Genomic DNA, 26,236 nt, shown 5'->3' with positions numbered 1-26,236 from the left:
TTACGCCTCCGTCAAATACAGCGCCCACCATCAATTTCCATGCAAACACCAGTAATCATGCTCGCCTCTTCTGAGCATAGAAAACAAGCGGCACTCCCCATATCTTCTGGCGTGGAAAACCGACCAAGTGGAATAGTAGACAGGAATTTTTCCCGGATTTCGGGCGTATCTTCGCCCATAAAGGATTTCAGAAGCGGTGTTTCACCTGCTACCGGGTTTATTGCATTCACCCTTATACCCAGCGGTGCAAGCTCAACCGCCATTGATCGGGTGGCAGTGATCATCCAACCCTTGGAGGCGTTATACCAACTCAGGCGTGGTCTTGGGCTGACACCAGCCGTGGAAGCGACGTTCAGAACACAACCGGTTTCACGTGATTTCATATGCGGGATGATATATTTTGCCGTCAAGAAAACAGATTTCGCATTCACGGCGATCACGCGGTCAAAGTCATCCTCCGTCACATCTTCCATCGCTTGCGGCAAATGGGTTACACCTGCGTTGTTCACAAGGATATCGATCTGGCCCATGGCCTTTAGCGTCGCTTCGCTCAGCGCTATCACATCGTCCGACATGGCCATATTACACCCAAAAGATAGCCCGCCTATCTCAGATGCCATAGCATCTGCAGCCTCGGCATTGATATCCGCTATCATGACCTTGGCCCCTTCGGCGACAAACTTCCGGGCGATGCCAGCACCAAAGCCAGATGCTCCGCCTGTAACAATCGCAGTTTTGCCTCTCAGACGCATGGGGTCACTCCTTTAAATCAAGTGCAAGTACGTGGCGCATATGCCCATCGCCATCCGGGTCGCCCAGCACAGTTTTTTCGAGCTTGAAGCCAAGGCTTTCCCAAAATTTCCGACCTCGTGTATTTGCGTCCAACACAGCAATTCGCATCAAGGATGCATCGTCTGCACGCGCCATATTGATGAAATGATGCACCATACGCGCGCCTAACCCATGTCCACGCTCTGCAATATCAAGCAATAGCAAGCCGATATACCATTCGCCCCGCTCGTAGAAATGCCTGACGCTGGTGGCAATACCTGCAAAGGTTCCGTCCTGCCGTTCCAACCCAATAAAAAAGGTATCTTCAGTACTGATACCCGGTGGAACATCAGTGAGCGTATGTTTGACAAAAGCATCATCAGGTGCGCGCCCTGTCTCTAAGCGAATATAATCAGCTGCGCGGTCGCACAGGTCACGAACCCGATCAAAATCCTTCTGCGGATCAATGGATACAAAGCAAACCTCAGCCATGGAACGCCGCGACCGTTTTGAGCATAGAAAAACCGTACAAAGCCTCGAAGCCCTTTTCGCGCCCATGACCGGATAGGCCGGTGCCGCCAAAAGGTAACTCTACCCCGCCGCCCGCACCGTAATTGTTTAGAAAGACTTGCCCGGATCGCAGCTTTTTCGCCAAACGCATCTGCCGCGCACCGTCACGGGACCAGACAGATGCGACAAGCCCGAACTTTGTGCCATTCGCAATCTCAATTGCTTGTGCTTCGTCTTCGAACGGGATGATCACCTGAACTGGGCCGAAAATCTCGTCTTGCGCCAGCGTGTGGTTCGGGCTGACACCTGCAAATAAGGTTGGGGCGATATAATGCCCGCCATTTGGCGTATCAGGCGCAATCTGGCCTGTAGCAACACGTTCCAAAGACGCGCCTTGGCCGAGAAAGCCTTCGACAATGTCTTTCTGGCGCGCCGAGATAAGTGGACCAAGATCCAGATCAGACATAGCAGACCCGGCTTGTAGGTCATTGTATCGTGTTGCCATCTTGTCGCGCACCTGATCATAGACGCCACGCTGCACCAAAATGCGCGACGAGGCGGAACAGGTCTGACCAGCATTCTGTATACCAGCATTGATCAGAAACGGCAGGGCCGCATCCACATCGGCATCATCGAACACAAGCTGCGGGGATTTTCCGCCAAGCTCCAGCGTGACGGGCAGTACGTTTTGCGCGGTAGCTGTCTGGATCAATTTCCCGACACCAACAGAGCCTGTAAAGGAAATATGACCTACGCCTGGATGGGATGCTAAGGCCGCGCCAGCTTCTTTGCCTAAGCCCGGAACCACGTTCAGCGCCCCATCTGGCAAACCCGCTTGCCGCGCCAAATCGGCGAAGGCCAGCGCTGTCAAGCACGCCTCTTCCGCCGGTTTCAAAACAGCCGCATTTCCCATGGCTAAAGCCGCGCCAACAGAGCGACCGATAATCTGCATTGGGTAATTCCAAGGGATGATATGACCTGTCACACCATGAGGTTCACGCAGCGTGTAGACCGTATACCCGTCCAGATAGGGGATTGTCGTGCCGTGGATTTTGTCAGCAGCGCCGCCGTAGAATTCCATATAACGAGCCAGCGCAGCGACATCAGCCTTTGCCTGCTTCAGAGGTTTGCCAACATCAAGCGCCTCCATTCTGGCAAGTGCATCAGCATGATCTTGAACAAGCTGGCCTATGCGGGCCAGAATGCGGCCCCGCTCTGGTGCGGTCATGCGGCCCCACTCGCCGCTTAGCGCGGCTTCGGCTGCAGCAACTGCGCGGTCAATATCAGCGCTTGTCCCACAAGCAATTTCGCCAATATCCTGACCTGTTGACGGGTCTTGCAAAGCAAGAGCCTGGCCATTGTCAGGTGACACCCACATATTTCCGATGAAGCAGAGCGATGGATCAAACCAAAGGTCTTTGAGTGTCATTTTGCGATCCTTCAGTCTATTTGCGGCAGGCGTGGGGCCGCGGCAATCAGAGTTTTAGTATATGGATGCTGCGGCATGTCGAACACTGCACCGGTTTCCCCTTGCTCTACGATTTCGCCAGCTTGCATGACCATGACGCGGTCCGCAATTGTTCGCACAACCGACAGATCATGGGAAATGAATAGATAAGCCAGGTTAAAACGCGCAGACAAATCAGCCAAGAGATCTAATATCTGCGCCCGGATGGATACATCTAAAGCCGAGACGGCTTCGTCCAGAATGATCAGCTCTGGTTTAATGATAAGCGCGCGTGCAATGGCGATGCGTTGGCGCTGACCACCTGAAAACTCATGAATGTATTTATGACGATCCTCCGGGGTTAGACCAACACTGGTTAGGGCGTCTGCGATAGCCCTATCACGTTCTGCACCTTTCAGGGGGACATCAAGCAAATGGAACGGTTCACTGATCAAGCGGTCGACCTTATGGCGTGGATTGAATGACCCATAAGGATCCTGAAAAACGGCCTGCATCTTGCGCCGCACAGCGCGATTAGGACTGCCTTTGGTTAAAACAGGTTCGCCATCCAGCAAAATTTCCCCCGCCTGAGCCTGTTCCAGCCCTAAGATAGCTCGGGTCAGCGTCGATTTTCCGCAGCCGCTTTCGCCAACAAGGGCAAGGCATTCCCCTTTTTTAAGATCAAAACTGACGCCCTTGACGGCTCGGAATTGGTGAGGTTTGCCGAACAGGCTTTCGCGGGGCAGTTGGTAGTCACGTATAACATTTCGAACCTGTAACAGAGGCTGATCCGATGGGTTATGTATCCTATCCGGCTGATGGGATGAAGCCTCAAACAAGGCGCGGGTATATGGGTGATGCATGTTTTGGTAGAGCGTTTTTGCATCGCCCTCTTCAACCACCTCACCGGATTTCATGATGGTAATGTGGTCGGCCAGATCAGATACGACCGCCAAGTCATGGGTAATCAGCATTAGGCCCATGTCATCTTCTTCGACAAGATGTTTAAGAAGTCGCAGAATTTGCGCCTGTGTGGTGACGTCAAGCGCTGTGGTAGGTTCGTCCGCAATCAACAGCTTTGGCTGCAAGGCAATCGCCATAGCAATCACAACCCGCTGACGCTGCCCGCCTGACAACTCATGCGGATAGCGGGTTAGCGGAAAGCGATCAGCGGGCAATTCACAACGATCAAGGGCTGCGCGGGCGCGGGTCATCGCTTCGGCACGTGTTGTCTGTTTTTCATGAACCAGAATAGTTTCTGCGACCTGCGCACCAATCGTTTGCAACGGGTTCAGCGCGGTCATTGGTTCCTGAAACACCATACCGATGTCACGGCCCCGTATTGCGCAAAGCTCGGCCTCGCTGGCTGATAAGACATCACGGCCATTTAGCATGATACGCCCCGTTGTCTTAGCACCTTTGGGCAACAGTTGCAGAACGGAAAAAGCTGTCATCGACTTGCCAGAGCCGCTTTCACCAATGACGCCACAGATTTGACCAGGATTGATCGTCAAGCTGACATTGCGCAGGATCTCTGTGTCATGGATCGCAAGCGAAAGGTTTTCGATCACCAACAGCGGCATTATCGAACCTTCCTGAGTCTCGGATCAAACAGATCACGCAACCCATCGCCTGCCAGATTGAGCCCAAGCACCGTTAGGACAATCGCCAAGCCCGGAAACAACGCCATATGCGGTGCGATGCTGATCAGGGTCTGGCTCTCTGCCAGCATACGCCCCCAACTGGGGGTCGGTGGCTGCACACCAAGACCTACATAGCTCAGGGACGCTTCAGCCAAAATGCCCAGCGAGAACTGTATTGTGCCTTGCACGATCAGCAAGTTCATGACGTTGGGCAGAATGTGTTCGATGGAAATTCTGGCTGGGCCTTTACCTGCAACACGGGCAGACAGAACATAGTCGCGTGTCCAGAGCGATAGGGCCGCACCGCGGGTCAAACGAGCAAAAACCGGAATGTTGAAGATGCCAATGGCAATGATGGCGTTGAGTGCGGAGGGACCAAAAACCGCCGTAATCATAATGGCGATCAATAAGGACGGGAACGCGAAGATCAGGTCATTCCCGCGCGAGATTATCTCATCCAGCAAGCTGCCCTGACGGGATGCAGCAGCAAGGCCAAGTGGAACGCCAAAGCCCATGCCAATAACCACCGCAACAATAGCGACAGCAATAGAAGTGCGCGCACCAACCATGATCATCGAGAAGATATCCCGGCCGAAATGATCAGTGCCAAACCAGTTCTCGCTGTTGGGTGGCTTCAGTTTGTTGCTAATGTCCAGAACCGTCACATCATAGGGCGTCCAGAGAAATGAGATCAGCGCGGCGATGGTAAAAATCCCGATTAGCGCAATACCGAAAGTCAGATTGCGGATCATGCGCGGGACCTCAGACGAGGGTCGACTGCTGCATAAGCAAGGTCAACGGCGAAATTGACCATGATAACCGCAAAAACCAGCAACATGACTACGCTTTCCACTACGATCAGGTCTCTTTGTGAGATTGCCTGAAAGACAAGGCGACCAAGGCCGGGAAGGAAGAAGACGTTCTCGATAATGATTGCGCCTGCCAGCAAAAACGAGAATTGGAGGCCTATGATGGTCAACACCGGGATCAGCGCATTTCTCAATGCGTGATGTCTAAGGGTCTGTTTCCGGGTCAGCCCTTTGGCACGTGCCGTGCGTATGTAATCTTCAGACAGCGTATCCAGCAAAGATGAACGCATGACCCGCGCAAGAATTGAGGCCTGCGGTAAAGCCAAAGCTATCGCGGGCAACGTCAACGCTTTGATGGCCGGGTAAAGCCCCGCATCCCAGCCGGGGAATCCGCCCGCTGAAAACCACTGCAGGTTGATTGCAAACAAGAGAACCATCAGCATCGCAAACCAGAAGTTTGGGATTGCAACGCCAAGCTGCGTAGCCCCCATCACCCCTATATCAGCGAAAGATCCACGCTTGGTTGCTGCCAATATCCCTGCCGGGGCCGCAATCAGGATGGTTAACATCAACGCATAAGCAGCAAGCGGTAGGGATATCCATAGCCGTTCCCCGATAATCTCGGCCACAGGTGTGCGGTATGTATAGGATGTCCCGAAATCCCCGCGCACCATACCACTGATCCAATCCCAATAGCGGGCGGGCGGTGATTTGTTCAGGCCAAGTTGTTCTCGTAACGCGTTAACCGTGTCTTCCTGCGCGTTAATACCCAGCATAAACGCCGCAGTATCGCCGGGCACGACTTCAATCGCGGCAAAAATTACCAGACTTGCAACGATCAGGCTAAGTACCAGAGACCGTAAACGTGAGAGCGTGTACCTTATCATTCGTGCAAGCCCCGGTTGACCGGGGCCATGAGACTTATTCGGACCAGCTTACCCCCGTCAGATCAACTGCCTGTGTCGGCGCGTTTTCCCAGATGCCGTCCAGTTTCGCATTCACTACGGTAGTCAGCGCAAGTTGGAACAGATAGGCATTCACATTATCGTCTGCAATGATCTTCTGCGCCTGCTTCAACAACTCGCTTCGCTTGGCCGTGTCCGTTTCAGCAGTGAGGTCTGCGAAGACTTTCTGGAAGTCAGCACTGTCATACTGGAAATAGTATTCCGGGCGCGCATAAATGCCGATATCCATAGGTTCTGTATGGGACACTATAGTTAGACCAAAATCATAACCACGAAAGACCTGTTCCAGCCATTGCGCCCATTCAAGGTTGGTGATTTCCGTCTCAATGCCTATCTCACGCAACTGAGCTGCGATAATTTCACCACCACGACGTGCATAAGATGGAGGTGGCAGTTTCAGGGTCGTCTTGAAGCCGTCAGCAAACCCGGCCTCCGCCAGTAGTTTCTTCGCCTCTTCGACATCGTATTCTGAATTGCCAGTCAGGTCGACATAGTCTGGATGATGGGGGGCAAAATGCGACCCAATCGGCGTGCCGTAACCAAACATTGCACCGTCAATAATGGCTTTACGGTCAATTGCATGGCTCACCGCTTTGCGCACCAGAGCATTATCAAACGGCGGTAACTTGTTGTTCATGGCAAGGATCGTCTCGCCTTCGGTATTACCGGAAAGCACCGTGAAACGCGGATCAGCCTCAAACTGCGCAAGGTTTTCAGGGGCAGGATAGCTGTAAAATGCGTCAATATCTTCTGCCATCATAGCTGCAAAGGCAGCTGTAGGCTCAGAGATGAATTTGAACGTCGCTTTTTCAAGCGAGGCAGGTGTCCCCCAATAATCAGGGTTACGAACCAACTCAATCCGGTCCCCCTGCGTCCAATTCGAGAATTTGAACGCTCCGGTGCCAACAGGGTTTGTCTTAATGTCGTCGATGCTTTCTGTCGCAACGATCACCGCATCGCCCCACGCCACATTAAACAGGAAATTGCCATCAGGTGCCTTCAATGTGACCTTAACCGTCAATGGATCAACGGCCTCAACAGTTTCAATGCCTTCAAACAGTGCTTTCTGAGCATTAACCGAGTCTTCTGCCCGCGCCCGGTCAAGTGAGAAGACTACATCTTCTGCATCAAGCTGGGTGCCGTCATGGAAGCTGACACCATCTTGCAATTTGAATGTGTAGACGCGCCCGTCTTCAGTTATCTCCCAGCTTTCCGCCAAACCCGGCAGTATTTCCCCGGTGGGGCCAAACCGGGTAAGGCCCTCAAAAACGTTGGAGTACACAACCTGATCAATGGCACCAGCCGCAGCGCTTGTTGGATCCAGATGAGGTGGTTCCAGTTGTAAGCCTATCGTTACATTAGTCTCTGCAGCTTGCGCAAAACTGATGCCCGCCAAAAACAACGCTGAAGCGCTGCTTAAGAATAGTTTTCCCATCTTCATACTCCCCCTATTTATAAAGCAAGCTGTCCAATACCTTTATTTGGGTATCAGCAAGTCAACCAGACTTTGCCCTATCACCTTGGCAGAGTCGATCATATCTTGAACACCGATATATTCATCCGGTTTATGAGCAAGCTCAAGCAGACCTGGGCCATAGGCAATACAGTTCTTCAGCCGTCCAATCCGGTCGATATGCTTTTGATCATATGTCCCAGGCGACACGACATATTCTGGTTGCTTGCCCAGCACGGATGTGATTGCCCGCGCAACGCTCTTAACAACAGGCGCATCTTTTTGCGTCATTGTTGGCAATACACGCAGAATTTCGCGGACATCATAGCTGAAATCATCACGTTCAGCTTTGACAGTTTCCAACACCTCTTTGATCTCTTGCTGTACATCTTCGATGGCTTCTTCCATCAGAAACCGGCGATCAACAACCACACGACAGCTGTCTGGAACACAGGCAGACGGCAAACCTGTAAAGTCAGGTTTGGGTTCAGACTGACCACCATGGATAGAATTGATATTCATCGTCGACTGCCGTGCGCCCACTGGCACAATCGGCATGGTTGTTTGCTTTTCCGCAAGCGCGGGGAAAAGGTTTGTTTCCATCTCGTGAAGAACAGCACCCATATGTCGAACAGCACAATTCCCAAGAAACGGCATTGACCCATGGGCAATCTCGCCATGTGTTTCAATTTCGGCCCAATAAACTCCGCGATGCCCCAGACATATCCGGTCCTTTTGCAGTGGTTCCGGGATGATCACGTGTTGCACACGGGTTGGCGCGAAGTAGCCTTTTTCTGCAAGGTAAGCGACGCCACCATAGCCGCCGGTTTCTTCATCAGCTGTGCCAGAGATTTCTATCGCACCTGCAAAATTCGGAAATATCTCTAAAAAGGCCTCGACCGCAATGATAGAGGCCGCCAATCCGCCCTTCATATCGCAGGTTCCACGACCGTATATTTTACCGTCTTTCAGTTCACCGCCAAATGGGTCGGTTGTCCAACCTTGCCCGACTTCAACCACATCCGTATGTGAATTGAAGTGCACGCAGTCACCAGCCTGCGCGCCTTCAAATCGCGCTATCACGTTCCATCTGGGGTATTTTTCACTATCCCCCGGTGCCTCATGCGCACGCACCAGTTCAACATGAAATCCAAGGGATTCCAGCCTGCGCTTCAGATATTCACAGATGTCACGATAAAATTCCCCTGGCGGATTCAGTGTCGGAATGCGCACCAAATCCTGCGTCAAAGCAATTAAATCCTCGCGCTTCTGCTCAATCCTTTGGGATAGCGAATTATGAGTATCAATAGTCATTGAATCCGAGCGTACTGAGCATTGAAACGGACATCAAGAAGCTATTCCCGCTATCAGAGAATGAAACAAACTTACTCTTCTTAACGAATGCAAAAGATTCTTATCTTATGACTGCCATGCAAACAACAAATGGCACAGCTTCCAAATGGATGAGAAAAAAACTTTAACTCATGAAGTAGAATTCCAGTATGATGAGTTATTTTTCTCTCGGACTGATGATCGTGGGGTTATTAAGGCAGGTAACTCCATATTCCAGCGTGTGAGCCTTTACAACTGGGATGATCTTCTGAATGCACCACATAAAATAGTGCGCCATCCAGACATGCCAAAAGGTATCTTCTGGTTATTTTGGAACACAATCCAGAATAATGAACCTATAGCAGCTTATGTGAAAAACCGAGCCGCAGATGGTCGCTTCTATTGGGTGCTCGCGTTCATTACACCATTAGAAAGCGGATATCTTTCTATTCGAATAAAGCCCGGAAGCGATTTCTTCAGAATAGTAAAAGAAGAATATAAAACCTTGCGACAAGACGAGTTGACGTATGGTTTATCCGCAGAGGAAAGTGCGCAGAAATTTCTTGAGCGTTTGCAAGTTTATGGGTTTGAAAACTATCAGGCATTTATAACAAATGCGTTGGCTGCAGAGCTTCAGAATCGGAATAGTGTTCTAAATACAGCGCCAGATAAAACGATACACCGCTTTCAAACCGTTCAGACTTACTTGAAAGATGTTGCTGATTTTCGTAATATAATTTTGAAGGCTTTCAATTTGATCAAAGCCACACCAATGAATATGCGCATTCAAGCTGTGCAACTTGGTGAGGTGGCGGGCCCAATAAGCGTTATATCAGAAAACTATAGCGCTTTGGCAAATGAGTTAAAAGACAGTATTGACCGATTTTCTGAATCAACAAGTCAAATAATAGATACGGTTAATGAATGTCTCTTCTTGAGTTGCGGTAAACAGTTACAGATAGATATGGTAAATCATTTCCAGAGTGAGACTGAATTATCAGACCAGGTATCCGTCCAAAAAGAGGCTGAAAACCTTCTAAACCAAAAGTTTCTATATGAGCATAAATCTCAAAAGGGGTTTATGAATATTATAAGAAAAGTATCGCAATTTCTGGATGATTTCAAACGTGTGAAACTAATTGTAACAGGTTTGAATGTTACTCGATTGATGTGTGAGATCGAGAGTGCGCGTTTGGATAATGATACAGATAGTATTGGTGAAATAATTAGTCAGCTCAAATCTTTTGAGCAAGAAATACCAGAAAATCTACGCCAAATTGAACGGCGTATCAAAAATATCCAAGCGATAATTAATCATCAAATCAAAGGTGATACTAGAAAGAACGCTTCTCATAAGGTTTTGGCATAATCTTGGGGTACTAAAATCACATTCATAAAATCTGCGATCAAACTCAGGCTGCTATTGATATGCAGTTCAACTATTTCTTGAGGAAATCATGACACATACGGTCAAAATTGATGAAACCCTTGATATTCAAAACAGCATTCGGTTGCTGGAAACTCTGACCAAATATCGTGGTGAAGAGATAGCGCTTGATTGTAGTGACGTAAAATATCTCAGCGCGTGTGGCCTTCAAGTTATGCTGTCCGCCCTGAATACATGGGGAAAAGATCAATTTTCTTTCGGGATTATTAATCCGTCAAACGTATTCATGGATGGCCTGGCGATCTTGGGCCTTTCTTCTGAAACGCTACTCGAAGGGCAGAATATATGACAACGAATGTTCTTGCGGTTGACGATTCCCGCACCATCCGGGCGATGTTGAACAACGCATTATGCGCTGCTGGCTTTAATGTTGAACTGGCAGAGGACGGGTTGGATGGGCTTGCCAAGCTGGATGACCAGATACCGGATATCGTAATTACGGATATCAACATGCCACGTTTGGATGGCTTTGGGTTCATTGACGCAATTCGGCAGAAAACTGAATTACGCGGGCTGCCCATTCTCATTCTGACAACTGAAAGTGCTGTTGATTTGAAAGACCGCGCACGCAAAGCTGGTGCGACTGGGTGGATCGTAAAGCCATTTGATGAACATAAACTCGTCGCCGCTATTCGCCGCGTTACGTCAGGGTGAATCTGCTATGACCGAGACATCCGATCTGAGAGATATGTTCTTCCTTGAATGCGAAGACCTGTCAGAAGCAGTCGCCGAAGGCTTACGCCTGATTGAGGATACCCCCTCAGACTCTGAAGCAATCAATTCTGTCTTTCGAGCAGTCCACTCAATAAAAGGCGGTGCAGGCGCGTTTCAGCTAAGCGATCTGGTTGAATTTGCTCATATGTTTGAGACAGTTCTGGATGAAGTTCGCTCATTCAAACTGTCCGTTACACCTGATCTGATGAAGATTCTGCACCACGCAGATGATCACCTGTCTGACCTGATAACAGCCGCACGGGACGAGCTGTCATTTGATACGGTCAAACATCAAACCATTCTTAAGGAACTCAGTAACACACTTGGGTCTTTGCCTAAGAGCGAAACGGTACCCGAAGTAAGTTTTGAACCAGTCGTGCTGGATTTTGGCCTTGATCTGCCCGAAGTTTCTGAAAGCTCTGGCGGGTTCAGTATCAAGTTCCGCCCACAGCAAGGTTTGTATCAAAGTGGCAATGACCCCGCGCTTCTGCTCCGGGAGCTGGCAACGCTAGGAACGGTGGACATCAATCTGGATACATCTCTCATTCCTGAGCTTGACGCGTTTGATCCGGAAGAGCCGTATCTGTCTTGGGAAATCTCTCTGACGTCTGATAAGAAAATAGAGGATGTCGAAGAAGTTTTCGAGTTTGTTGATGGCCTCTGCGATTTAGAGATCACACCGATTGCCGCACCGTTACCTGTTATTGAAGCGCCTACCATTGAAGATCCCCCTACCCCTGTCATTCAACGGCCAGAAATTACACCTGTTGAGCCAAACATCGAACTATTGCCAAGCAAACCAGAAGCTGATCCGGGACAGGCCAAAAAACCACGTCAGGCAAATCATACGATACGCGTAAATCTCGACCGCGTAGATCGGCTGGTCAATGTTGTGGGGGAACTGGTCATACATCAGGCTATGCTCAATCAAGCTGTCGAGCAGATAAATCTAGCCCCTGGGTCTGATGTATTGCTGGGCCTGGATGAGCTGCGCCAGCTATCGCGCGAAATTCAAGAAAGCGTCATGGCAATCCGTGCTCAACCCGTGAAACCGTTGTTCCAAAGAATGTTTCGCATTGTCAGGGAAGCAGGGGAGGCATCGGGCAAGGCAGTTGTGTTGCAAACCGAAGGCGACATGACCGAGGTGGACAAAACCGTCTTCGAAAAACTGTCTGACCCATTGACCCATATGATCCGCAACGCGATTGATCATGGTCTGGAAGCTCCGGAAAAAAGACTGCAAATCGGCAAGCAAGAAACCGGTACTGTGCTTCTGACGGCAGGTCACAGATCAGGGCGGGTTGTGATCACGATCTCGGATGATGGTGCTGGAATCAACCGAGACAAAGTGAAGAAAATTGCAGAAGAAAAGGGACTCATCGCCAAAAATTCTGAGCTCTCGGATTCTGAAATTGACAACCTTCTGTTTCTTCCGGGATTTTCCACCGCGTCAGAAGTTTCCAGCCTATCCGGGCGTGGCGTTGGGATGGATGTGGTCAAAAGCGCAATAAACGAGCTTGATGGAAGTGTCACAATTTCTTCGCACCCCGGTCAAGGCACTGTCTTCACAATCAGCCTTCCACTCACGCTTGCAGTTTTGGATGGCATGGTCGTCGACGTAGCTGAACAAAACATGGTCGTCCCCCTTACCGCAATAATCGAGACAATGCGGCCCAATGCAAAAGACTTCCATCAGATAGGCGATGGCCAACATGTTATTGCAGTACGCGGCATGTACTTACCTGTCATTGATGTCGCCCATACACTTGGGTATTCGGATTGCACAAAAGAGCCCGAAGGCAAAGTCATCCTGATTGTTGAGACCGAGGAAGGACTGCGCGGCGCCTTGCTGGTCGACAACATCCATGATCAGCGTCAAGTCGTTATCAAAAGCCTTGAAGAAAACTATGGTCGCGTTCCATGCATTGCAGCAGCTACCGTATTTGGTGACGGCCGTGTCGCATTGATACTCGACACCAGCCTTCTGATCGAAGGTGCAACCAATACACTTGAACACTCCGACCTGGAGCTCTCCTATGCTTGATCAACCGCCCAATATCACGACTGGTACGCCGGAACTTGTAGCCTTTAGAACAGCAGAGCAGGATTTTTGTATAGACATCATGTCTGTTCGAGAAATCCGTGGATGGACCAGCACAACAAGCTTACCGCGCGCCCCAAGTTATGTGCGCGGTGTCATAAACCTCAGAGGCTCCGTTGTTCCGATTGTTGATCTGGCAGCACGTATCGGTCTTGAGGCCCTGCCGGATTCTGAGCGTAACGTCATCATGATAGCGGTTGTTGAGGATCAGGTCATTGGACTTCTTGTCGAAGCTGTATTCGAAATCCTCAGCATCTCATCTGACGTCATCCAACCGACGCCCGATATCGCATCAGAGCAGGTTAAAACCTTCATTAAAGGTGTAATTGCAGAAGATGAGCGGATGATCCGGTTGATTGATCTTACCCACATCCTGCCCGCGTCGGAAGGAATATCGGTATGAATATTCAGAACGCACAACTGCAAGCAAAGCAAACGCGAGAATTTTCATTCAGCCAAGAAGATTTTGAGAAAATCGCGACAAAGTTAAAGTCCTGGGCTGGTATCAGCCTACCTGATACTAAAAAACCTCTGGTTTATTCCCGGCTCGCAAAGCGTGTCAGACATCTTGAAATGGCCGGTTTTGCAGAATATTGCCAGTTTATCTCGAAACCCGAGGGTATATCTGAAAGGGAGCATATGCTCTCGGCCCTGACGACAAATGTTACAAGTTTTTTCCGTGAAGATCATCATTTTGAAATAATGCGGTCACAGATTCTGGAGCCATTAATAGATAAGGTGAGGTCCGGCGGCCGCGCGCGCATATGGTCCGCTGGGTGTTCCAGTGGACAGGAACCATATAGTATCGCTTTTACAGTTTTAGAGTCATGTCCGAATGTACAAGAGCTTGATATAAAAATCCTCGCGACTGACATTGATAAATCAATTCTTAGAATTGCCCAAAACGGTATATATGAAGAAAGTTTATTAGAAAATATACCAACGACATATAAGGATCGTTTTTTTGATCAAAGTAGAATTGAAAATGGTTATATGGAAGTTAGGAATAGCGTTAAAAATATTATAAGCTTTAAGCAACTAAATTTGATTGAAAACTGGCCTTTCAACGGACCTTTTGACATAATTTTTTGCAGAAATGTTGCAATATACTTCGACCGAGAGACACAACAAAAGATCTGGAAAGAATTTTCCAATCTATTAAACCCGAATGGCTTTTTGTTCATAGGCCATTCTGAAAGGGTCTCAGGAAAAGCTTTGGAAACACTGAAAAATACTGGTGTGACAACCTATCAGAAAATATAACCCGCATTCAGAGGAATATTAATGTCACTCAAAGATAGCATTCGCGTTATGGTTGTCGACGACATGGCTACCAGCCGTGGGTTGATTACTCAAGCATTGGATTGGATGGGGGTATCCCATTACAATACTATGAATGACGGCGCATCGGCTTTGAACGTCCTTGCTGCTAATCCAGTTCATCTTGTTATTTCAGATTATAATATGCCTGGAATGAATGGTCTGGAGCTTTTGAAAGGGCTCAGATTGAATCGCACAACGCAAAAGATTGGTTTCATACTTGTTTCTGGAAAACCGGACCCTCAAGTTATTAAAATGGGCCAACAGCTTGCGATGAATAATTTCATTCAGAAGCCATTTACTCCAGACTCAATGAAAGGCTGCATCGAGCGTGTAGTTGGGCGTCTTTAATGACTGACGGTGTTAAGGAAGAGTCCCTATCTTTATTTCTAAGCAGAATATCTATCGAAGTATCGCATCTATCCCGCGTTGCAAGTTCCCTTGAAAGCGTTATTTTAGAAATCAATGAAAGAAATTCATTGACGGATAAACAGAAAACAGAAGTTCAAAAGATTGACCTACTTATACAGTCAATGGAGGCACTAAAAAAGCTACTGGATGACTCAGTATTTATAATACCTGATCAATATGAAATTACATGGCGCTCGCTTCTTAAAGATATAAAGTTGCATGAAATTCGTGATCGCTTGTCAGGTCCAGAAAATATATCTGTATCCGAAAACATAAAAAAACAGATTGGTCTGGTTCAGTTGCTTTAATACGCTCTGCATATTCGCGGGATGTTACGTACCGTTTTCTTTTATAAAAAGCGCATGCTTTCGCTGCACTATTTAATGCACCTACCTATATGCTTGAGAGACTGTATCAAAGGTCAAGGTTGACATCAAAATTGGACATCACAGATGCCCATGGCCTGCGCTTAGATGAAAACTAGCCACCGGGGCTTGCTGAGCTCAAAAGGAAACCTACCCGCCCTATCTGGGGATGTAAAAGTGGTTTAAATCGCGCAAGAATATGCTCAAAACAGGTAGTAACTTACACTTTTAACTGTCTGAAAAACATCTTTACCTCATTCCTAAAGCTCAGATACTGTAATGATCTGGCAAAGGTAGAGCAGATAATGTCAAACGCTGAGAGCGCGACACGGATCACAATAATTTCGGTCTGCTACAATAGCATTACCGTATTGCCTGCAATGCTAGCATCTGTTGACCCTGATCAGGCCAGTGTTGTGCTTGTTGATAACGCATCTGTCGATACAAGTGGATTGTCACAGCTTGCCGACAAGCACGGTGCAAAGCTGATCTGTAATGAAAACAACAAAGGCTTTGGCTTTGCTTGCAATCAAGGCGCCATGGCTGCGAAGACAGAATATCTACTGTTTTTAAACCCAGATGCTGAGTTGCATTCCGATGCTTTAAAACAGCTTCTGATTGCCGCTGACAGATACCCTAAAGTATCCGGAATGAACCCGCGCATCCGAAACAGTGATGGATCAGCCTATTTCAAAAGGCATAGCCATCTCATACCACGGTCCGAACGGATGCAACGTGGCTGGCCCAAAGCAGATCAGGAGGTCTCGGTTTTGTCCGGGGCCGCGCTTTTTGTATCTCGTGAAAACTTTAATAAGGTCAATGGCTTCGACCCCGAAATATTTCTGTATCATGAGGATGATGATCTCGCAGTCAGATTGCGAAATACATGTGGTCCACTCATGTTCATTCGCAATGCAGTTGTCACGCATCAGGGTGGAAAGTCTACAATCCGCAGCGCGGACGTCGCAGCACTGAAAGCCTACCATATGGGTAGGTCACGCGTCTATTCGATGCGCAAGCATAACCGCCCCATTCCTTTTCTTAGCTCACTGCAATCCGCATTCCTGCAGACCCTTTCTGTCGTTGTCCTTTTCTCGCGCCGCAAACGGGCGAAGCAGTTTGCATTACTAAAAGGCGTGCTATCGACCTTGAAAGACGGTGGCAGAGCAAGCGGATTGGCTGAGTGATGAATTCTGTAGCATCTGACAATACAGGAAAAGGATGTGTAGTCGCCTGTTAAACCAAATACGCGGCCCTCGAAATGAAGGGCCGCGTCTCTTGCAGCAGCAAAATTGGGCGTTAATTACTCGTTACTTCTACCTGTCTTAATACGGCGAAAGGCAGATGATCTGATTGAATATCTATAATACTCAACGGCACATCAGATCACGCATCCATTATGCATTATTACCCATTCATGTTGCTGTGACGGACGTCACAGCCGCGGAATATTTATGCAGTCCACGCTTAAATCTGGGCAATTTCTTCTAAACTTTTGATATTTTTGAGGACTATTCCCGACGGCGTCATCTGGACAATGTCGTCTGCAATCCATGCCTTCATATGTCGGTTTACGTTTTCACGAGCAAGTCCGGAAAATGCGCCCAAATCTGTCTGGGAAAATGATCCCGCAATACGGATCATTGTTCCATCAGCGGTTTCCTCACCCCACTTGGCTGCAAGACGTAGAAGGCACCGCGCCAAACGTGACGGTGCAGTGGGTTGCGACTGAGCAGCAAACATATCAGACGCATTACGCACCTTTCCGCAAAGCTCACCAATCAGACCGAAGACAGCTTCGGGGCGTTCCATAAGAAATGACAGAAGCTCACGCCTGTGCAGGATCAGGGCTTCAACATCCGTTCGGGCAACGACATCAGCGCTGCGTTTGCCACCATCCATGATGGCAATTTCTCCCAGTACCTCGCCAGCACCCATATGGTTCAACACTGATTTGCGCCCCGATTGCGCAGTGATAGAAATTTCGAGCTGACCCTTTTCAATCATCAAAAGAGTATCGCCTGGATCGCCCACACAAAATACTGACGTACCAGCGGGATAGCGGACCTGCCTCGCAAGGCTTCGCAAGTCTTGAAGATCACCTGCATTAAGGGATTCCAACAGAACACTTTTGCCGTTCATGCTCATGTTGCTTACCTCTATTTTCTGATATCTGTACCGTTGATCAGCGTCGATTTGGCCAGAAATATGTCTGCCTAAAAACATAAAGCAATGTAGTACACTTAACCAGTAACAGCGACGTGGTCTTCATTACCCTGTAGCTTTCGCTCAAATGTCAGAAAATCATAGTACCCACAGGTTGTACCGCCTGGATAGGCTCTGCACGTCTCAGGACGTACATCATAGATTTTGCAATGCCGCCTGCTCTCATCAAAGAAAGTGCAAATAGTACCGAAATACCTGTCGTGCTTGTGCTTCATCATTGTGGGGTACCGGCTTTCGCCATGGAAACTGCCGTATTTCGTGTAGCGCGTAATGCAATCTTCCGTAGATATATCAAGATGTAGCGAAATACGCTCAATATCATTCTCCGTCAGTTTGATAACATCGTAGGAACAACAGAAGCCTGGGCATTTTGCGCAGTCAAATTGCTTTGTGTCCAAGTTCAATCACCTTTCAGAAATTATCTTCCGCTGGATTCAGTAATGATCTGATGCAGCTTGACCTGAGCAGCACGCCTTGTCAAAGTTAGAAACAAAAGGGGAGATAGCAATGAGTGATCTTACAATATTCGTTCTGGAAACCGATCTGAATGAGCTTTCAGAAGCGCAGCTTGGAAAAATTGAAGACATTCTGCTGCGGACGCAAAAAAGCGCGCTTGCCCAGATTGAGGATGTAAATACCGCCCTGACCTGTCTGAAAGACATCAGGCAAAAACGTGGTGGCGGTGATGGAACAACCACGAAGAAGAACCCTCACAAATAAGAAATTAGTCAGATTGTAACTGGCTAAACAGGTTTATTGTAGGAATCGTCAATGCGGATAATGTCTGCAAGCAGCTCGCCTATAGCCTTCAAGGGTTCTTGCAACTGCGCTGTATCAGAACTGAACTCATCTCTCCAATGCTGAACGGCTCTAGGCAATTGTCGGCAACCCCATCTATTGCGTTCCTCGTCTGAGCTTGTTTCAAGCATGCGAAGTTTGTCCAACCCCGCATTCAAGATGTCATCAACAGGGCGTGCTATACTCTGGCCATTGCCTGAATCCCATATTGAGCCATGCATAAGCCAGCGCGAAGCAGTATGCAGGATATTTGGCAAGGTCACATAGAAGCTTCCGACACCTATGTAATCTTCAAGCGTATAGACCCGATGTGTGTATCTTCCGGGCAGGAAAACCGTCTCACCTGGGCCAACAAAAAACCAGTGCGCTGTTTTCAGAGATGAGAAACGGTCGATCGAAAAATCTGCGCGACCCCTGACAGTGACCCGTTCCACATCTTCAAGACCGGCTTGCAAGCCCTCGAGCGTATCCCAAGCAAACCAGAGTTTTTGACCCAGAACGCAATGGTTGCAGACGGCGAGATCATCAGAGTGCGAATCTGTCAGCTTTCCTGCTTTGGTGATCACTGCAGTTAGCATCTCCAATCGGCGTATCAGCGGTGTACTAAGCTGCATCAGATTGCAAAAACTTAGGAAATTCTCATCAAAGACGGTTGCAAGTTCGCCGCCGCGCACAGGCAGGTCAGAAATACCCAGAACTGTTCGTGATGCGCGCCAGCGCAGCATAAGCTCCCGAAGGGTAAGATTCTGCACGGTGTCATTATCACCAAATCTGATCTTATAGCGGTCCCGTGCCGTACTATTACTTAGGAAATCGACAAAGGTATCGACTGTCATGTCAGCACGTAGTGGTGTGGGAAAATCAGTGAAAAGCGCAGAGGTCTGTGTTGCCATATCTGCAAAAAGCGTATCTTGATCATAAGGACGGGGACGCAGTTCCTTCGCAAGAAAGCCGGCTGTGTCTGACAGACGTAGCGTGCGGTCAGAACGGGCAAGATCCGATATAACGCGCAAAGTATCTGTTTGATTGCAGGGCCTTGTCATCAGCAACCGTTGGACTTCAGCTTCGTATTAGATGCCAGTAGGGCATTTGCTTCGGTTAAGTCGGGAGAAATGTAATTGCTTTTTATCCCGTTGATCGCCTCGATCAAGACATCAGAAGCATCATGCCATGTCTCGGCCTCGCGCTGGGATCTCGCCAAGCTGATTGCGGCCTTGAGGTACAAAGAGTTGGCGCTCTGCCTCTTCGCAACATTCAGGGCATCCCGAAAACACTGTTCGGCTTGATCCCGCAAGTCAGGCGAACGCAAAAGAAACAGCTCACCCTTTACCCGTCGCGCCTCGGCAGAGTAGCAAGGTTGCGTCTCGATCAGTTCGTCAATAAGGGCAAGACCAGTTTCAGCAGAGTCAGTTTTCAGGCAGACCTTTGCAAAAAGCATCGTGGTGAAACCTTGCTTCCAACCATTATCCATCAAGGCAACACCGTCATCGAGAGCCCCGGTTTCAACTAATGCCCAGCCTTTCAGGTTCTGACCCCATTCCAGGAAAAACGGGTAATCCTGTTCTTTGGAAAGCTTGATGATTTCATCCGCAGTGATGATCAACTCCTCTGGCTTTTTCAAAAAGTGTTGAAGAGCTCCCGTCATTGATAGGGAATAAATCAAAGAATGCTTGTACGCTATTTCTCGCGCGAGCGTGATTGAACGGTCCGCATATTCCAATGCATCGGCCGGATCGCCCAGATACCATCGGTTAAGGGCAAGATAAGACAAGCTTTCCACGCCCGGATCTTCACCGGTGGTCAAAGCAAGAGATCTGTAACGGATCGGATCGTAAAGCGCGACCGATTTGGTCAAATGCTCGCCGGCTATCACATGTTCCCCACGCAAAACAGCTGTTACGCCGTTGAGATTATGCGCGATAAGAAGCGATACAGTATCCTGTCGTTTTTCAGCATGGCTAAGACACAAACTGGCCAATGATTGCGCGCGCTCATAGTCTGACCCAACCTGAGCCGAATTCCACATCCCGTAGACAATTTCCTGAAAATGGGAGGAATCATCAAGCTTTTCAGCAAGCGCCCATGCACGCTCATACGCTTCTACTGTCTCAGACGATGTGTAGCCCTTCACACTGGTTAATGCGGCTCCGTACATTGTCAAAAGCGATATTTGGCGTTTTAGGTCATCATCTGTCGCATCTTTCCCATCCAATAGGTTGATTGCACGTGTCAAATGGGCAATTGCTTCCTTTGTTGCGGAATGTTCCATTGCCTTAAGCCCGGCCTTTTCCCAATACTGTAGTGCCTTGTCTTCCTCATCGGCGAGCTGGAAATGCTGGGCAACGATTTCAGGCGACTGGTCAGCCATTATTGGGAATGTGGTTTCCAACGTATCCGCAATACGACCGTGAAGGTCCTTCCGAGTGCTCTTCATCATACTGTCGTATGCAGCGTCCTGAACAAGGGCATGCTTGAAGATGAAACTGGATTTTTTGCGACGCGTACTGCGAAAAACAAGCCCGGTTTCGACCAGGCGCGCCAGCCTGCGGCGGGTCTCCACCTTATCAAGGCCAAGAACTTCGGACAGAAGTTGTTCTGAAAATTCACGCCCGATTGCAGATGCACATCCTGCGGCTTCCTTAACCTTGGGATAGTCATCAAGCCTCGACATCAGCAGATCGTAGAGTGTCGCTGGAATTGCCATGTGATCTTCAAGCTGCTTTCCGACTGCGGGTTCATCTCCTGTCTGACGGTGAATGTTACCCTTTATGGTTTTGGTCATTTCTTCCAGAAAAAGTGGAATACCGTCGGATTTGCTCAGGATTTGGTCGATCATGTCCTGATCTAGATGAATATCTTTCGAGACATTCCGGACAATTTCAACCGCCAGACTGCGCGTTAGTCTGTTAAGTTGCAGAGAGGTGGCGTGGGTAAATTTTTTCACACGCAACGCAGTATCATCCCGTACCGTAATGATCAGCATTACACGCAGGTCCTGTATCTGCTCGGCAAGTGCGTCCAACAGTTCCAAAGATGTAGGATCAGCCCAATGCACGTCCTCGAACACGATCAGGGTCGGGCGCGACGCCGCAGCGTGCAGTAATAAACGTATGATGCTGCGCAAAGTTTCCTCTTTCTGGCGTTCAGAGGACATTGTCGTCAGTTTTTCCGAGCCACCCTGAATGAGCAAAAGCTCAGCGAAAAGGGTTTGCTCGGTATCATCGGTTACACCATGGGTCGCAAGAAAACGGATCAGTTTCTTGGTTTTGGCTTCTGGTGTGTCAGATGTATTGATGTTGGCCTTTGCTGACAGAAACTCAACAATAGGGTGCAGGGTACTGTTCGTATAATAGGAAGAGCAGTTAAGCCGGTTTCGAACAACACCAAAGCCATTGACCCGTTGAAATAGCGCCTCTGCCGTGCGCGACTTTCCAATGCCAGCTTCCCCAGACAGGATAACGACCTGACCTTCGCCCTCTTGGGCAGAGTGCCAACGATCTTCCAGCAGGCCAAGCTCATGAACTCGACCAACCAGAGGCAAATTCTCGTTACCATCATGATGAGCGAGCTCTTCCTCGCTGTGGATACGGCGGATAACTTTGTAGATACGGCTCTTACCGCTTACACCTTTGATATCGACCCCGTCTCTTGCTTCGAAGTGGAAGCGGCGACGTGCAAGAGTTTCAGTTGTCGCGCTGACGACAACGGTGTTCGGCTCAGCCAGACCCTGCAAGCGGGCCGCAAAATTCGGTGTATAGCCCAGAACGCTGACTTCATTTGGCGTGCCATGAGCGACCTCACCTACCAGCACTTTGCCCGTTGCAATACCAACACGCACGAATAGGTTCTGATCAATTTCGTGCTTTGCGCTTTTTTGCAGATGCTCAATCACAGAGACAATTTCGAGCCCAGCCAATATCGCACGTTCGGCATCATCCTCATGAGCCTGAGGGTGGCCGAAGTAAGCCATGAGTCCATCGCCCAGATGCTGGGCGATAAAACCATCATAACGATCTATTGCCCTGGCCCATGCAGATCTGCATGCCGCAAGTGTTTTGCTCAGATCTTCAGGATCATGCTGCGCTGATAGCGCGGTCCAACCGACCAGATCGCAGAATAGAACGCTCATTTGACGACGCTCTGCCATAGGTGCGTTTCCAGAAGTCAGAGGCGTATTCGCACCTTTGTAGTCTTCTGAAGTTGCACCGGGCGGATGCGTTTCAAGCAATCGGAGGAATCGTTTGCGGTCACCGATCGGAAGGCCAATTTGTTGTAGGTCTTTTTCAGTCAGCTCACCGACTATATCTAACCCTATTGCAGCATCCTTGAACGCTTGCGCATATTCTTCAAGCCGACCTTTTTGCAGCCAATGAAAAAGGTCTTTCATGAGTTAATGTCAAAGTAATGAGCGTTTACCATTTTGCCCGCATATCAAGATGCTAAATTATATCCCCAACACATCTTTAGCAGGCCAATATCGCGCGGTCTCCCCCATGGAGCGATTTTATCGATAAAACCTCAAAACCAGTGTTCAGAAACCCATCAAACCATTCGCCCAATATTTTGGCAAAGCACTTGCACAAAGGTAACTTTTCAAGAAGAAATTGACGGACATGCAAACTGAAATAACCCATACCTTTCCTGCGCAAGTCCCGAATCGGACGATCACCGCCAGTTGTGGCTTTTTCTAGGATCATCACTTTATGGATCGCGCCGCCGTTGTGCATGAAAACTTCTTAGACCGAGTTAGTGGACATGATTTCCCACCTGGCAACAGATTTAATGCCAATGTTCCAGCGGAAAAGCTGGTCAGCCTGTTTCGGTCTCAATGTCTGTCACGCCAGTTAGACCGAACAAGCCGGGCAATGCAAAAAGAAGGTCAGGGATATTATACAATCGGCTCCAGTGGTCATGAGGGTATGGCAGCAGTCGCTGATGCGTTGCGCGTCACCGACATGGCTTTTCTGCATTATCGTGATGCAGCATTTCAAATCAGCCGTGCAGCGCAAGTGCCCGGACAAACACCCGCATGGGACATTTTATTAAGTTTTGCCGCCTCATCGGAAGATCCGATTTCAGGTGGACGGCATAAAGTGCTCGGATCAAAGAGCTTGAACATTCCGCCGCAGACCTCAACCATTGCCAGCCACCTGCCAAAAGCAGTCGGAGCAGCCTATTCCATAGGAATGGCGCGTCGCACTTCACCAGAACACAAATGCTTGCCAGATGACGCGATTATACTATGTTCATTTGGTGATGCATCTTCAAATCATTCGACGGCCCAGGGTGCAGTCAACGCCGCCTGCTGGACAAGTTTTCAATCGGTCCCTCTGCCTCTTCTTTTTGTATGCGAAGACAATGGAATAGGTATTTCTACACCAACCCCCCAAGGTTGGATCGCCGCAAATTTTGCCAACCGCGCTGGGCTAAAGTATTTCGCCTGTGACGGGCTTGATATGGTTCAGACTTTGCAGGTCACTGAGCAAACTGCGGAATACGTTCGCCGCCACAGGAAACCTGCCTTTCTGCATATGCGTACCGTTCGTCTCTATGGTCATGCCGGTTCAGACGTTGAGGCCAGCTACCGGAACAAAGACGCGATTGAGGCGGATGAAGGTAATGACCCTTTGCTACATTCTGTGCGGATTTTATCCGAAGCCGGGGCATGTTCGCCTTCTGAGGCGTTGGAGATTTACACCGCAACCGGCGAACTTTGCAGCCGTATTGCAGCACAGGTTGTTCGACGGCCAAAGCTGAAACGATATACCGATGTGGCAGCCAGTCTGGTGCCACCCCCGCGCAAAAACCAACCAACCAATGGTCCATCGGAAGCAGATCGAACTGCCGCGTTTGGTGCCGATCTTCGCGCCATGTCCGAGCCGCAACCCATGAACAAGTTGATTGGCTGGGCTTTGACGGATCTGATGCTTGAGCATCGTGAAGTCGTTCTGGCCGGTGAAGATGTTGGCCGAAAAGGTGGTGTTTATGGTGTTACCCAGAAATTGCAGGCCAGATTTGGTCCCGACCGGGTGATTGACACGCTTCTGGATGAGCAATCCATTCTCGGGCTCGCCATCGGATTAAGTCATAACGGATTTCTTCCAATTCCAGAGATTCAGTTTCTTGCCTACCTGCACAATGCAGAGGATCAGTTACGCGGTGAAGCAGCAACACTAAGCTTTTTCTCGAACGGGCAATATACGAACCCAATGGTACTTCGGATTGCTGGTCTGGGCTATCAGAAAGGATTTGGCGGGCACTTCCATAATGACAATAGCCTCGCTGTTCTGAGGGATATTCCAGGCATTATCATTGCCTGCCCGTCCAACGGGGCAGATGCAGCGATGATGCTCCGTGAGTCGGTACATTTGGCCCGCGAAGAACAGCGCGTTGTGGTATTCCTTGAACCTATCGCGCTCTATCCAATGCGCGATCTGCACGAGGACGGCGACAAGTCATGGATGAGACTCTACCCTACGCCTGATCAACACATTTCTCTGGGCGAGGTCGGCGTACATGGCAACGGCACTGATCTTGCTATCGTCACCTATGGCAACGGCACATATCTATCGCAACAAGCAGTCAAAAGGTTAGCTGCTCATGAGATCAATGCACGCGTGATCGATATGCGCTGGATCGCACCTTTGCCAGTCGAAGCACTACTTGATCAAACCAAAGATTGTTCAGCAATACTAATCGTTGATGAATGTCGCCGCACCGGTAGCCAGTCCGAAGCTTTGATGGCGCTATTTACCGAAGCCGGACGTAAAAGGGTCGCCCGTGTGACGGCTGAAGACTGCTTTATCGCCACCGGTCCCGCTTATGCTGCGTCCTTGCCTTCAGCCGATGGTATCGTTAGTGCTGCTGCAGAGCTTTGCGAGCGCAAGACATGAAAAAAACTGCGGTTGTGATTTGCCCCGGTCGGGGGACATATAACAAACCCGAGCTGGGTTATCTGCGCCGCTACCACGCTGATCAGGCTAAGGTTTTAGAAGAGTTCGATACTTTTCGGCGCGCGCAAGACCAGGATCCAATATCACAACTGGATGCGGCACCCCAGTTCTCTGCTGCGCGCTACACGCGCGGTGATAATGCTTCACCACTTATTTATGCTTCCTCATATTTAGACGCCAAAAAGATTATTGATAACTACAACATTCTTGCAGTGACCGGAAACTCCATGGGGTGGTATACCGCACTAGCGGTTGCAGGCGCTGTCAGTCATATGGACGGCTTTGAGGTCGTCAATACAATGGGCACACTCATGCAAGACAGCATGATTGGCGGACAAACGCTTTACCCTTTTGTAGACGAAAACTGGTCCGAGATATCCGGTCTGCGCGACCGATTACTTAGCTATGTAAGCGAGGTAAATGCGAAACCCGATCATATCCTCCATGTTTCGATCCATCTGGGCGGTATGCTGGTGGTTGCGGGAAATGAAGCTGGGCTTAGCGCATTTGAAGCTAGCATAGAGCCAAAGTTGGGCCGTTATCCGATGCGCCTGCCCAATCACGCGGCCTTCCACACAGATCTTCAAGCACACGTTGCCGAAATGGGGCGCATCCGTTTAGGGTTGGCGCTATTTCAGGATCCGGCAAAGCCACTGATCGATGGACGCGGCGCAATCTGGTATCCGAAATCCAGCAACCTTGCAGCTTTACGAGACTACACGCTTGGCCAGCAAGTGGTTGGGACTTACGATTTCAAAATGGCGGTTCAGGTCGCTGCCCGTAGTTTTGCACCAGATGTCTTCATCGTCACGGGGCCTGGCACAACGCTTGGTGGCGCAATTGCGCAATCCCTGATTGCCATCAACTGGCAAGGCATAGACAGCAAAGAAGCCTTTCAGACGCGTCAGGCAGATGATCCTATATTGATCGCAATGGGACGAGATGATCAGCGAGGGCTTGCGGTTTAGTAA

At 49.2% G+C, this 26,236-nt stretch carries 25 protein-coding genes; 12 read left to right on the top strand and 13 right to left on the bottom strand.

What is annotated here, in order from left to right:
* Positions 1 to 11: 11 nt before the first annotated feature.
* Genes ACZ1HF_RS13685 through ACZ1HF_RS13650 form a run of 8 tightly spaced genes read right to left on the bottom strand, consistent with a single transcriptional unit; the run spans position 12 to position 8,912 of the window.
* A complete protein-coding gene (locus ACZ1HF_RS13685; RefSeq protein WP_472658033.1) occupies positions 12 to 752 on the bottom strand; it encodes an SDR family oxidoreductase in 741 nt (246 codons plus the stop codon).
* 4 nt (positions 753 to 756) lie between these two features.
* Complete coding sequence (locus ACZ1HF_RS13680; protein WP_472658032.1) at positions 757 to 1,263, bottom strand: GNAT family N-acetyltransferase; 507 nt, start codon at positions 1,261 to 1,263, stop codon at positions 757 to 759.
* The gene (locus tag ACZ1HF_RS13675; protein WP_472658031.1) at positions 1,256 to 2,710 is read right to left on the bottom strand and encodes an aldehyde dehydrogenase family protein; all 1,455 of its coding nucleotides are present in this window, start codon (positions 2,708 to 2,710) and stop codon (positions 1,256 to 1,258) included. Before ACZ1HF_RS13675 ends, ACZ1HF_RS13680 begins: the two co-directional genes overlap by 8 nt.
* A gap of 11 nt (positions 2,711 to 2,721) precedes the next feature.
* Positions 2,722 to 4,311 carry an ABC transporter ATP-binding protein gene (locus tag ACZ1HF_RS13670; RefSeq protein WP_472658030.1) on the bottom strand — a complete coding sequence of 530 codons (1,590 nt, stop codon included), beginning with the start codon at positions 4,309 to 4,311 and terminating at the stop codon, positions 2,722 to 2,724.
* Positions 4,311 to 5,123 carry an ABC transporter permease gene (locus ACZ1HF_RS13665; protein WP_472658029.1) on the bottom strand — a complete coding sequence of 271 codons (813 nt, stop codon included), beginning with the start codon at positions 5,121 to 5,123 and terminating at the stop codon, positions 4,311 to 4,313. The genes ACZ1HF_RS13670 and ACZ1HF_RS13665 overlap by 1 nt, the downstream gene beginning before the upstream one ends.
* Positions 5,120 to 6,067 carry an ABC transporter permease gene (locus ACZ1HF_RS13660; protein ID WP_472658028.1) on the bottom strand — a complete coding sequence of 316 codons (948 nt, stop codon included), beginning with the start codon at positions 6,065 to 6,067 and terminating at the stop codon, positions 5,120 to 5,122. Before ACZ1HF_RS13660 ends, ACZ1HF_RS13665 begins: the two co-directional genes overlap by 4 nt.
* A gap of 34 nt (positions 6,068 to 6,101) precedes the next feature.
* Positions 6,102 to 7,580 (bottom strand): ABC transporter substrate-binding protein, encoded by a 1,479-nt coding sequence (locus tag ACZ1HF_RS13655; protein WP_472658027.1) that lies wholly within the window; start codon positions 7,578 to 7,580, stop codon positions 6,102 to 6,104.
* Between the two features lie 42 nt (positions 7,581 to 7,622).
* Positions 7,623 to 8,912 carry an acetylornithine deacetylase/succinyl-diaminopimelate desuccinylase family protein gene (locus tag ACZ1HF_RS13650; RefSeq protein WP_472658026.1) on the bottom strand — a complete coding sequence of 430 codons (1,290 nt, stop codon included), beginning with the start codon at positions 8,910 to 8,912 and terminating at the stop codon, positions 7,623 to 7,625.
* Positions 8,913 to 9,057: 145 nt separating this feature from the next.
* Between ACZ1HF_RS13650 and ACZ1HF_RS13645 the strand changes: the two genes are divergently transcribed.
* The 9 genes from ACZ1HF_RS13645 (at position 9,058) to ACZ1HF_RS13605 (ending at position 16,475) form a co-directional block, all read left to right on the top strand.
* Positions 9,058 to 10,299 carry a hypothetical protein gene (locus ACZ1HF_RS13645; RefSeq protein WP_472658025.1) on the top strand — a complete coding sequence of 414 codons (1,242 nt, stop codon included), beginning with the start codon at positions 9,058 to 9,060 and terminating at the stop codon, positions 10,297 to 10,299.
* A gap of 88 nt (positions 10,300 to 10,387) precedes the next feature.
* Positions 10,388 to 10,666, top strand: a complete 279-nt coding sequence (locus ACZ1HF_RS13640) for an STAS domain-containing protein (protein WP_472658024.1) — start codon at positions 10,388 to 10,390, stop codon at positions 10,664 to 10,666.
* A complete protein-coding gene (locus ACZ1HF_RS13635; protein ID WP_472658023.1) occupies positions 10,663 to 11,031 on the top strand; it encodes a response regulator in 369 nt (122 codons plus the stop codon). Before ACZ1HF_RS13640 ends, ACZ1HF_RS13635 begins: the two co-directional genes overlap by 4 nt.
* 7 nt (positions 11,032 to 11,038) lie before the next feature.
* Positions 11,039 to 13,135: a chemotaxis protein CheA gene (locus ACZ1HF_RS13630; protein WP_472658022.1), complete on the top strand. Its 2,097-nt coding sequence runs from the start codon at positions 11,039 to 11,041 to the stop codon at positions 13,133 to 13,135.
* Positions 13,128 to 13,595 carry a chemotaxis protein CheW gene (locus ACZ1HF_RS13625; RefSeq protein WP_472658021.1) on the top strand — a complete coding sequence of 156 codons (468 nt, stop codon included), beginning with the start codon at positions 13,128 to 13,130 and terminating at the stop codon, positions 13,593 to 13,595. The genes ACZ1HF_RS13630 and ACZ1HF_RS13625 overlap by 8 nt, the downstream gene beginning before the upstream one ends.
* Complete coding sequence (locus ACZ1HF_RS13620) at positions 13,592 to 14,455, top strand: CheR family methyltransferase (RefSeq protein ID WP_472658020.1); 864 nt, start codon at positions 13,592 to 13,594, stop codon at positions 14,453 to 14,455. The genes ACZ1HF_RS13625 and ACZ1HF_RS13620 overlap by 4 nt, the downstream gene beginning before the upstream one ends.
* A gap of 21 nt (positions 14,456 to 14,476) precedes the next feature.
* Positions 14,477 to 14,863: a response regulator gene (locus ACZ1HF_RS13615; protein WP_472658019.1), complete on the top strand. Its 387-nt coding sequence runs from the start codon at positions 14,477 to 14,479 to the stop codon at positions 14,861 to 14,863.
* A complete protein-coding gene (locus ACZ1HF_RS13610) occupies positions 14,863 to 15,231 on the top strand; it encodes a hypothetical protein (protein ID WP_472658018.1) in 369 nt (122 codons plus the stop codon). Before ACZ1HF_RS13615 ends, ACZ1HF_RS13610 begins: the two co-directional genes overlap by 1 nt.
* 362 nt (positions 15,232 to 15,593) lie before the next feature.
* Positions 15,594 to 16,475, top strand: a complete 882-nt coding sequence (locus ACZ1HF_RS13605) for a glycosyltransferase family 2 protein (protein ID WP_472658017.1) — start codon at positions 15,594 to 15,596, stop codon at positions 16,473 to 16,475.
* 280 nt (positions 16,476 to 16,755) lie between these two features.
* Here ACZ1HF_RS13605 and ACZ1HF_RS13600 read toward each other — a convergent pair whose 3' ends face one another.
* A complete protein-coding gene (locus tag ACZ1HF_RS13600) occupies positions 16,756 to 17,430 on the bottom strand; it encodes a Crp/Fnr family transcriptional regulator (RefSeq protein ID WP_472658016.1) in 675 nt (224 codons plus the stop codon).
* Positions 17,431 to 17,531: 101 nt separating this feature from the next.
* Positions 17,532 to 17,912: a YkgJ family cysteine cluster protein gene (locus ACZ1HF_RS13595; RefSeq protein WP_472658015.1), complete on the bottom strand. Its 381-nt coding sequence runs from the start codon at positions 17,910 to 17,912 to the stop codon at positions 17,532 to 17,534.
* Positions 17,913 to 18,021: 109 nt separating this feature from the next.
* Between ACZ1HF_RS13595 and ACZ1HF_RS13590 the strand changes: the two genes are divergently transcribed.
* Positions 18,022 to 18,234 carry an RNA-binding protein gene (locus ACZ1HF_RS13590; protein WP_472658014.1) on the top strand — a complete coding sequence of 71 codons (213 nt, stop codon included), beginning with the start codon at positions 18,022 to 18,024 and terminating at the stop codon, positions 18,232 to 18,234.
* 23 nt (positions 18,235 to 18,257) lie between these two features.
* Here the strand turns inward: ACZ1HF_RS13590 and ACZ1HF_RS13585 are convergent, their stop codons facing one another.
* The 3 genes from ACZ1HF_RS13585 to ACZ1HF_RS13575 form a co-directional block, all read right to left on the bottom strand.
* Positions 18,258 to 19,325 carry a hypothetical protein gene (locus ACZ1HF_RS13585; RefSeq protein WP_472658013.1) on the bottom strand — a complete coding sequence of 356 codons (1,068 nt, stop codon included), beginning with the start codon at positions 19,323 to 19,325 and terminating at the stop codon, positions 18,258 to 18,260.
* Between the two features lie 29 nt (positions 19,326 to 19,354).
* Positions 19,355 to 22,699 (bottom strand): adenylate/guanylate cyclase domain-containing protein, encoded by a 3,345-nt coding sequence (locus tag ACZ1HF_RS13580; protein ID WP_472658012.1) that lies wholly within the window; start codon positions 22,697 to 22,699, stop codon positions 19,355 to 19,357.
* Positions 22,700 to 22,775: 76 nt separating this feature from the next.
* Positions 22,776 to 23,039 (bottom strand): hypothetical protein, encoded by a 264-nt coding sequence (locus tag ACZ1HF_RS13575; RefSeq protein ID WP_472658011.1) that lies wholly within the window; start codon positions 23,037 to 23,039, stop codon positions 22,776 to 22,778.
* Here ACZ1HF_RS13575 and ACZ1HF_RS13570 point away from each other — a divergent pair.
* Both ACZ1HF_RS13570 and ACZ1HF_RS13565 read left to right on the top strand, forming a co-directional pair.
* Positions 23,016 to 25,205, top strand: a complete 2,190-nt coding sequence (locus tag ACZ1HF_RS13570) for a dehydrogenase E1 component subunit alpha/beta (RefSeq protein WP_472658010.1) — start codon at positions 23,016 to 23,018, stop codon at positions 25,203 to 25,205. The two genes, ACZ1HF_RS13575 and ACZ1HF_RS13570, sit on opposite strands and share 24 nt — an antisense overlap.
* The gene (locus ACZ1HF_RS13565) at positions 25,202 to 26,233 is read left to right on the top strand and encodes an ACP S-malonyltransferase (protein ID WP_472658009.1); all 1,032 of its coding nucleotides are present in this window, start codon (positions 25,202 to 25,204) and stop codon (positions 26,231 to 26,233) included. Before ACZ1HF_RS13570 ends, ACZ1HF_RS13565 begins: the two co-directional genes overlap by 4 nt.
* Positions 26,234 to 26,236: the final 3 nt, after the last annotated feature.

Source organism: Litoreibacter sp. GN1-5 (genome assembly GCF_055693805.1).
This window is presented reverse-complemented; position numbering and strand designations above follow the sequence as displayed.